8 protein-coding genes are annotated in these 9108 nt (G+C 38.1%); 7 read left to right on the plus strand and 1 reads right to left on the minus strand.

Going from position 1 to position 9108, the window contains the following annotated elements:
• The first annotated feature begins 267 nt into the window (after positions 1-267).
• Both VB713_RS13740 and VB713_RS13745 read left to right on the plus strand, forming a co-directional pair.
• Complete coding sequence (locus VB713_RS13740; RefSeq protein ID WP_323312081.1) at positions 268-564, plus strand: hypothetical protein; 297 nt, start codon at positions 268-270, stop codon at positions 562-564.
• A 4-nt stretch (positions 565-568) separates the two neighbouring features.
• Positions 569-970, plus strand: coding sequence for a type II toxin-antitoxin system VapC family toxin (locus VB713_RS13745; protein WP_323312082.1), 402 nt, complete (start codon positions 569-571; stop codon positions 968-970).
• A gap of 287 nt (positions 971-1257) precedes the next feature.
• Here the strand turns inward: VB713_RS13745 and VB713_RS13750 are convergent, their stop codons facing one another.
• Positions 1258-3534, minus strand: coding sequence for a bifunctional (p)ppGpp synthetase/guanosine-3',5'-bis(diphosphate) 3'-pyrophosphohydrolase (locus VB713_RS13750; RefSeq protein WP_323312083.1), 2277 nt, complete (start codon positions 3532-3534; stop codon positions 1258-1260).
• Between the two features lie 298 nt (positions 3535-3832).
• Between VB713_RS13750 and patD the strand changes: the two genes are divergently transcribed.
• The 5 genes from patD to VB713_RS13775 all read left to right on the plus strand — a co-directional run bounded on the left by patD (position 3833) and on the right by VB713_RS13775 (position 8922).
• Positions 3833-4183 carry a heterocyst frequency control protein PatD gene (gene patD / locus VB713_RS13755; RefSeq protein ID WP_323312084.1) on the plus strand — a complete coding sequence of 117 codons (351 nt, stop codon included), beginning with the start codon at positions 3833-3835 and terminating at the stop codon, positions 4181-4183.
• A gap of 203 nt (positions 4184-4386) precedes the next feature.
• Positions 4387-6240, plus strand: coding sequence for a sensor histidine kinase (locus VB713_RS13760; RefSeq protein ID WP_323312085.1), 1854 nt, complete (start codon positions 4387-4389; stop codon positions 6238-6240).
• 125 nt (positions 6241-6365) lie between these two features.
• A complete protein-coding gene (locus VB713_RS13765) occupies positions 6366-8003 on the plus strand; it encodes an ABC transporter ATP-binding protein (protein ID WP_323312086.1) in 1638 nt (545 codons plus the stop codon).
• Complete coding sequence (locus VB713_RS13770; RefSeq protein WP_323312087.1) at positions 8004-8210, plus strand: hypothetical protein; 207 nt, start codon at positions 8004-8006, stop codon at positions 8208-8210. It abuts the gene before it with no gap.
• The gene (locus VB713_RS13775) at positions 8203-8922 is read left to right on the plus strand and encodes a class I SAM-dependent methyltransferase (RefSeq protein ID WP_323312088.1); all 720 of its coding nucleotides are present in this window, start codon (positions 8203-8205) and stop codon (positions 8920-8922) included. The genes VB713_RS13770 and VB713_RS13775 overlap by 8 nt, the downstream gene beginning before the upstream one ends.
• Positions 8923-9108: the final 186 nt, after the last annotated feature.

The raw sequence follows: 9108 nt of genomic DNA on the forward strand, positions 1-9108 counted from the left end.
CGCTTTCCAAAAAGTATTCATAGTAGGAGTTTGACAGTTTTCGGAGATGTCTAATCAATCCAACAACTTCCCGTTTATCCACCGATCTTGTTTCAGCGATTGAGGTAGTGATCGCTATTCGGGGTGTTGGGAATGCGATCGCGTACAGCGCGACCTAGTAATCACCTGCATAATCCGTAACTTGTGGCATAATCATAATGTAAATTTATTGAACGGTATAATAAAATAATAATTAGATTTTTCCAACATCCGAAGAGAGTAAACATTATGCAAGAACAATTAACTGATTATCAACAAGAACTAACAGAACGCATTTCCCATGTAGTAGATAAACTATTTCAAGGTAGTAGTTTCTACATGGTGAAATTAGATCAATATGAAATGACTGAAATGTTGATAGGATTATTCAGCAGATTTTCACCAGAAGAAATGAGAGCAATTAAAGAACATGATTTGACAAGAAGAATTGATAAAATTCTTGTATTAGAAGCTGTTGCTGGGACATTAAACGATTTAACACCAGAAGAAATAGCGATTTTTGATGCATCAGTATCAGGAAAATAAAATCGTGAATTATTTACTAGACTCAAATATCGTTAGTTACATTTTGAAAAAGAATGCAACTGTAGATAATAAACTCCGAGAAGTCAATATTCAAGGAGGAATGGTATTTATTAGCTGTATTACCTATTATGAAATCAAAAGAGGACTTTTATATATTAATGCTGTCAAGCAATTGTCCGAATTTCATATCTTTTTTCAAAAATATCAAACATTATTTTTAGATGATTTGGAGATTATTGAAAAATCTTGTGAAATTCATGCCAAATTAAAAGCCAAAGGTACTCCTATCCAAGATGCTGACATTTTAATAGCAGCTACAGCAATGGTTCGTGATTTAATTCTCGTTTCTAATGATTCTGATTTATTAAGGATTGAAAAACTTAAATTAGAAAATTGGTTGTTATAAAATAAAAATTTAAGTAAGAATTCAGGAGTCAGGAGTCAGGAGTGAGGAGGAAGAAGAAGAAGGAAGAAGAATATTTTTATCTTCTGTTCCCTGCCATATCAAATATTCTGTATGCTGAATCCTTACAAATTTAATATGGGAATGCGTAAGCGCTACTCACTATGTATCCAAACGATTCAACAATGCTACAAAAAAGCCAGTATCAGCTACTGCTGGGGTTTCTTCCAGTACACTGGAAAGGGAGATTATTCATTTTCTTTTCTCCCCCCTGCTGACTTTTCCGCGTCTTATCCCTGTAACTCTTCAACTTGACCAACACGGCGGATGTTAAGAATATCACTCATTTTTTTAATTTGCACAAACAGGTGTTCTAATTGGGAGCGATCGCGGATATCAATCCCTAAATCTATCAATGCTGGTTGTCCCAAAGCCGTCTTCACGTTAGCATGACGGACATTTATGCCTTGGTCACTCAACCGCGATAAAATATCTTTTAATATCCCCACTCTGTCAAGGGTTTCAATTTGAATATCAATCGGGTAAGTGTGAGGACGACCGCTATTTTCTACCGCTGAGTTCCATCTCACTGGTACTAGGCGTTCACACTCCACACTCTCCACATTATGACAGCCTTGGCGATGGATAGATATACCCCGACCTCTTGTTACCACACCAATAATCCCTTCACCTGGAATCGGCGTACAACACCCAGCTACATGATAAACCAAGCCTTCCACCCCAAGAATTGGTGAATCACTAGCACGAGATGTAGTTGGTTGTGTTTCTCGTGCGGTTTTTGATGATGACTCCTTGGGTAAAAATGGGATCACATCAGCAACTGGTTGATCTGCTTTCACCACTTCTCGCCAGCGATTTAGCACTAGGTTCAAGGTAATTTCACCGTAACCTAAACCCGCTAATAAATCCTCCACGCTGTGATAATTACACTTTTCAGCCACAGTTTGCATTGCGTTAGATTTCAACAAGTTATCAAAACCAGTTTTACCCAATTCCTTTTCTAATAAATCTCTTCCCCTCGCCACATTTTCTTCCCGGCGCGATCGCTTGTACCATTGTTTAATTCTATATTTCGCCGCCGAAGTCCTGACAAAATTTAACCAATCTAAACTGGGATGGCTATTTTTTTGCGTAATCACATCTACAATATCCCCATTATGTAGTCGCGTTGATAATGGTACCATGCGCCCATTCACCCGCGTACCTGCACAATGATTCCCCACCTCTGTATGAATTCGATAAGCAAAATCTATACTCGTAGAACCAGGACTTAGAGGTACGACATCCCCCTTAGGAGTGAAGACATAAACATCATCTTCAAATAAATTGTCTTTAACACTATCTAAGTATTCTTGAGCATCTTTTAAATCACTTTGCCATTCTAATAATTGCCGCAACCAAGTAAACTTCTCATCTGAATTCGTCACTTGGTTATTAGTAGAACTGCCTGTTTCTTTATACTTCCAATGTGCGGCAATCCCATATTCCGCAATATGATGCATATCCACAGTCCGAATTTGTACCTCCAAGGGACGGCCAGTTAAACCAATTACCCCAGTATGCAACGACTGGTAACGGTTGGGTTTTGGCAAGCCGATGTAATCCTTAAATCTGCCAGGAATGGGGCGAAAAGCATCATGAACAACAGCTAAAGCGCGATAACATTCCTCATTGGTTTGCACAATTATTCGCAGTGCAGCCAAATCGTAAATTTCATGAAATTCTTTTTGTTGCCGATGCATTTTTTGATAAATGCTATAAAGATGTTTGGGGCGGCCACTAATATCCAAACACTGAATTCCCGCTTGCTGCAAACGTTCTAGCAAGACGTTCGTAGTTTTAGTCAATTTTTCTTCTCGCGCCGTCCGTTTTTCAGAAACGTGCTGCTGAATTTCCCGGAAAGCATCAGGTTCCAAATATTTAAACGCCAAATCCTCCAATTCCCATTTAATCCGCCAAATTCCCAAGCGATTGGCTAAAGGTGCAAATATGTCTCGCGTTTCCTGGGCGCTACGACGACGACTTGCTTCTGACATATATTGCAAGGTTCGCATATTATGCAAACGATCTGCCAACTTCACCACAATTACCCGAATATCCTGCGCCATGGCTAAAAACATTCGCCGGAAGTTTTCTGCTTGGCTTTCGGTTTTGCTGGTGAAATTGATTTTAGAAAGCTTGGTGACACCTTCCACTAATAGCCGTACTTCTGCCCCAAAAAGTTCTTCTATTTGTTCAATTGTAACTTCCGTATCTTCAACTACATCATGAAGAAATCCAGCTGCTATCATAGCAGGACTGCCTCCCAAATCTCGCAGCAGGCCAGCTACAGCTACTGGATGGGCAATGTATGCTTCTCCAGATTTGCGGTATTGTCCTTCATGCAGTTGATAGGCATATTTAAAGGCTTGACAAATCAAATCAATATCACTACGCGCTCGGTCATCTTCTGCTGTGCTGCTTTTGACAAATGTTTCTCGTAAACATTTTTTAAGCCATTCAGGAAGACTGACATCTACTGAGGAATCAAGAAGTAAACTGCTCATACAAGAGAAATTATTAGGTTTTTGGTGGATAAGTGAGATATAGACGAAAATGACAGCATCGCCATAACGAAGATGCTGTTACCATACAGACGGGTAGGAAAATCAATGTGAGGATGATGCTCTAATTGCCTATGATCATCATCCATTGCGGGTGTTTAAACGCATAAAGGTAAACATTGATTAATGGCAAACAAAGCCTCAAAGCATGAATTGAGGCTGTTGATTTGATTAAGTCCTTAAAAAAGTTTATTGTAGAAGAAAATTTTCTTGACACTAATACTATCTTAACTAGCACTGGATGTCTTTGAATTTTAAGAAATATCAGGAATTCGCAACATTCCTAGAGCAATTATCCTCTGATGTTACAAAAACTCAACTAGATGCCCCCACACTAAGGCAGCGTCTGGCCGTTTTGCAGCAATGGTTTGTTGAACAAATTGTGCCTTTGTCTGATGTAGACTCGCGGGAACAGTCTTATCAAACGGAGATGAGTAAGCAACTGCGTCTTTTGGAAATAGATGTGATGTTTTTCCAAGGTGCTAGGCAATCATCAACAGCACAGGCGAGAATGAAAACTATCTGCGATCGCATTACTACTCTAATTCAATATTGCCATGCCATACTGCAACCAGAAGCACCAGAAGATTAGATAATGGCAGAATTTAGGAGTCAGGAGTCAAGAGAAAGAAGAAAGAAGAATATTTTTCTCTTCTGTTCCCTGGGATATCAAATATTCTATATCCTGAATTCTGACGTTTTGTGATTTCATGTAGCTGATATTTGGTGTTAGATCGATAGACAGAATGGGAACTCTAGACTTAACAGTCATTCGTTCCAAAACCAGAAAATTGTATGCCGAAATTCAGATTCAGATACCGATTGCTATCTTTAGGAATAGGTCAGCGGATTAGTTTAGGATATGCCCTAATTCTGAGTATTGCTGTTTTTGGAACAGTTACTGGTTTTAGTATTGGTAGTTATTATTACAAAAAAGCTTTTCTGCAAGAAAAACACACCCGTAACGAAGTTGAATTGCTCCATCGTTTGCAAGCTAGTATTCTCCAAGTACGTACCCAACAACAACAATTGATCCCTTTGTTGTCAAACCCGAAACAGTCTCAGAAAGAATATGCTCATCTAATTCATCATCAAACTGAAATCCAGCAATCTTGGGATGAACTAAAGAAGTTTATAGAGAATGAGTCTCGGTTAGATCATGACTTACATTCAACAGCAGAAATACTGAAATTATTGAAAACTCATGCTGGTGTTCCAGAACTTTACTTAAAAGAACTAGATAGCCGAATGCGGCAAATTAGCTTGTTAAATCTGGAGTCACCCACAGAATTTGCTCAAGCTCAAACAATATTACTACAATTTACAAATGGCGATTTAGCACTCAAATATGATGGTATATCAGATAATCTGGTAGAAATAATTAAGAAATCATACGAGATATCCCATCAAGCAGAAGAGATGTTAGTGCAGTCAAACAATATTGCTCAGGGAATCGTGATTAGCAGTATTGGATTATCTATGGCTATCTCGATTATATTGGCAATTTTTACCAGTCGTGCGATCGCAAAACCTATTCAATCTCTGACAAATATAGCCCGCAGATCCACTGAAGAATCTAATTTCGATTTACAAGCTACCATTGAGCGTCATGATGAAATAGGTGTTTTAGCTAACTCTTTTAATCAACTTATTAATTCTGTTAAGGAACTATTACAGCAGCAACAGATCGCTCATACTGCACTTGTAGCTGATAAAGAAACACTTGAACAAAAGATTGAGGAAAGAACCCAAGAACTGAGTGCAAAAAATACTGACTTGCAACAGCTTTTAGAGGAACTACAACACACTCAAGTCCAAATGGTGCAAAGTGCAAAAATGTCCGCATTGGGACAAATGGTTGCAGGTATCGCCCACGAAATCAATAATCCAGTTAATTTTATCTTTGGTAATCTCATTCATGTTGATGAATATGCTAAAAATATGCTGGAATTTGTACAACTTTACCAGCAGAACTATCCTGATCCAATTGATGAAATTGAAATTAAGGCTAAAGAAATTGATATAGAGTTTATCCAGGAAGATTTACCGAAAATACTTGCTTCTCTGAAAATGGGTGCTGAACGTATTCGCAATATTGTCTTATCTCTTCGCAACTTTTCAAGGATAGATGAAGCAGATTTCAAAGTAGTAGATATTCATGAAGGTATTGATAGCACATTGTTAATTCTACAACATTCTCTGAAAGAAAAATATGACCATCCAGCAATTCAAGTCATCAAACAATATGGTGATTTGCCTCTGTTAGAATGCTATCCTGGACAACTTAATCAGGTATTTATGAATATTCTTTCTAACGCGATTGATGCTCTAGATGAAGTCGATACTACGCGAAATTATGAGCAAATACAAGCAAATCCTAGCCAAATTACTATCAGCACTTCGTTAGTTGATTCACGATTAATACAAATTACTATTGCTGATAATGGTACTGGTATTTCTGAAGAGGTAAAAAATAAGATTTTTAATCCATTCTTTACAACAAAAAATGTTGGTAAAGGGACAGGGTTAGGAATGTCTATCAGCTATCAAATAATTACAGAAAAACATGGTGGTAAAATAAATTGTATTTCTCAACGTGGAAAAGGAACAGAGTTTATCATTCAACTTCCTATCAAACAGATAGTCTAAAAAGTAGGTCAGTAAGAGCGTATTGCAATACGCCTTCACATATTTTGTACTTTTACCAAATCTGATAAACTATCTTAAATTTACGATTTAATAAAAGCTGATAGCGCCAGGCTAATAATTAATTTATGAATGAAGTCTTATTTAGTATTGAAAATCTGCGTGTAGCTTATCCGCAACGTAGTGGGGAAGAAGCAAGTTGGGCGGTTGATGATGTATCTTTTATCCTCCAACCTGGTGAAACAATGGGTTTGGTGGGAGAGTCTGGTTGTGGTAAATCCACCATTGGCAGGGCGGTTATGCGTTTGCTACCCTCTTCTAGTCGTATTGAGGGAGGAGTAAATTTTCAGGGACAATCAGTATTAGATTTAACACTAAACCAGATGCGAAAGTTTCGCGGAGAGTCTATCGCACTGATTTTTCAAGATCCAATGACGCGACTTGATCCGTTGATGACCATTGGTAATCATTGTATTGAAACACTCCAGGCTCATTTACCAGAGTTATCAAAACAGCAAGCCAAGGAAAAAGCACTGGCAACTTTAGAGAAAGTGAAAATTCCTGCTAGTCGCTGGAGTCAGTATCCCCATGAGTTTAGCGGGGGAATGCGTCAACGGGTTGCGATCGCACTGGCGCTGCTTCTCAATCCTAAACTAATTGTGGCTGATGAACCTACAACTAGCCTAGATGTTACTGTTTCCGCCCAAATTTTACAAGAATTAACCCGATTGTGTGGTGAAGAGAATATGGGATTATTGCTGATTTCCCATGATTTAGCAATGGTGGGTGAATATTGCGATCGCATCGGTGTTATGTATCAAGGTAAAATGGTAGAAATGGGGAAAACAGAAACTGTATTTAAACAACCCCAACACGAATATACCCAATCTCTCCTCGAAGCAGCTTTACATATTCAGGCAGAACAGGGAACAGCAAACCAGGAAAAACCTATATTATCACCGATTTTAAAAATCACAGAACTCAAACAATATTATACCATTGAACCTAACTTTATTGAACGCCTATTTAAAGGAGAAGGTCAAACAATTAAAGCTGTAGATGGGATTAATTTAGAACTATATCCAGGGGAGATATTAGGATTAGTTGGTGAATCTGGTTGTGGTAAAAGTACACTTTCTAGAACCATTTTACAATTAATTCCGCCTACATCGGGGAAAGTTGAATTTTTAGGCAAAGAATTAACTAATTTGTCACGCCAAGAAATTCGTTCTTCCCGGAGAGAAATACAAATGATGTTTCAAGATCCTCATGCTTGTTTAAATCCAGCCATGACGGTAGGACAAAGTATTGCTGATCCTTTATTAATTCACAATCTAGCTAGTACTGGAGCAGCCAAAGAACAGGTGTTATGGATGTTAGATAAAGTAGGATTATCCCCAGCAGAAATTTATTATCAGCGTTATCCCGCTGATTTATCAGGAGGACAACAACAACGGGTAGCGATCGCACGAGCTTTAATTACTCGTCCTAAATTAATCATATGCGACGAACCCGTAAGTATGTTAGACGCTAGTGTGCAGACACAAGTTCTAGATTTGATGTTGCAACTGAAAGACGAATTTGAGCTAACTTACCTATTCATCACCCATGATTTGTGGTTAGCCAGATTTTTGTGCGATCGCATCGCCGTCATGAATAGCGGTAAAATAGTTGAACTGGGCATCACCAAAGAAATTTTCTCCAATCCCCAACACCCCTACACCAAAACCCTCCTAGCAGCTGCACCCCTATTAGCGAAAGCTTAAATGAGGAATCAGAAGGAAGAAAATTACCAACTACCAATTACCAATTACCAATTACCAATTACCAATTACCAATTACCAATTACCAATTACCCATTACCAATTACCAATTACCAATTACCAATTACCCATTACCAATTACCCATTACCAATTACCAATTACCCATTACCAATTACCAATTACCCATTACCAAAATAATTAATGTCTAAAAATTCATCTTCAAAACCTTACACAACTAATACTAATCCATCAGATAAATGGCAAGAGAGAATAGCACAAATAGCATATCGCTTCAATCGACAATATCAAAATCAACCCTTTGAAGTACCGGAAGAAGTACAAGCAATGCCAATATTTCGGGAATGGAATACTGGCTTATTAGGTAATAGGATAGTATCGCCTTTTTGGGAAATTGCTCAACCTCAAAAAAATCAACACTGCTTAGATATTGGTTGCGGTGTCAGTTTTTTAATCTATCCTTGGCGAGATTGGCAAGCATTTTTTCATGGACAAGAAATCAGTAACATCGCCAGAGATACTCTCAATTCCCGTGGTTCCCAATTGAACTCAAAACTTTTTAAAGGTGTGGAATTAGGTGCATCTCATCATTTAAACTATGCTTCAGATCAGTTTGATTTAGTCATTGCGACGGGATTTAGTTGTTATTTTCCCCTAGAATATTGGCATCTTGTATTACTAGAAGTCAAACGGGTATTGAAACCAGATGGACATTTTGTATTTGACATCCTGAATTCAGAACAGCCTTTAGCAGAAGATTGGGCAGTTTTAGAAACTTATTTAGGTGCAGAAGTATTTCTAGAAACCGTAGCTGAATGGGAAAAAACAATTAAAGCTGCGGGTGCTAAAGTCGTTAAGCGACAATTAGGAGAATTGTTCGAGTTGTACAAAGTCCGGTTCTGAAAAAAGCCCAATTCTCCTCGATAAAAATAATATTGCCTGTAAAAGAGCGTATCAGTTACTTCTCCAGGGTATATCGTTCTTGACTAGCTTACATCCCTGGCTTGTAGAAGAGCAGGGAATGATGCAAAGTCGTTATACTGCAAACGGGTGAAATTTGGACTTATGTCATACTGAGCGTAACGTAGT

Source organism: Anabaena cylindrica UHCC 0172 (assembly GCF_034931625.1).
In the GTDB taxonomy this organism is placed as follows: Bacteria; Cyanobacteriota; Cyanobacteriia; order Cyanobacteriales; family Nostocaceae; genus Anabaena; species Anabaena cylindrica_A.

Coding starts and splice junctions, on each gene's coding strand:
- VB713_RS13740 (WP_323312081.1), top strand. CDS start 268: ATGCAAGAACAATTAACTGATTATCAACAAGAACTAACAGAACGCATT.
- VB713_RS13765 (WP_323312086.1), top strand. CDS start 6,366: ATGAATGAAGTCTTATTTAGTATTGAAAATCTGCGTGTAGCTTATCCG.
- VB713_RS13775 (WP_323312088.1), top strand. CDS start 8,203: ATGTCTAAAAATTCATCTTCAAAACCTTACACAACTAATACTAATCCA.
- patD (WP_323312084.1), top strand. CDS start 3,833: ATGTCTTTGAATTTTAAGAAATATCAGGAATTCGCAACATTCCTAGAG.
- VB713_RS13750 (WP_323312083.1), bottom strand. CDS start 3,534: ATGAGCAGTTTACTTCTTGATTCCTCAGTAGATGTCAGTCTTCCTGAA.
- VB713_RS13770 (WP_323312087.1), top strand. CDS start 8,004: ATGAGGAATCAGAAGGAAGAAAATTACCAACTACCAATTACCAATTAC.
- VB713_RS13760 (WP_323312085.1), top strand. CDS start 4,387: ATGCCGAAATTCAGATTCAGATACCGATTGCTATCTTTAGGAATAGGT.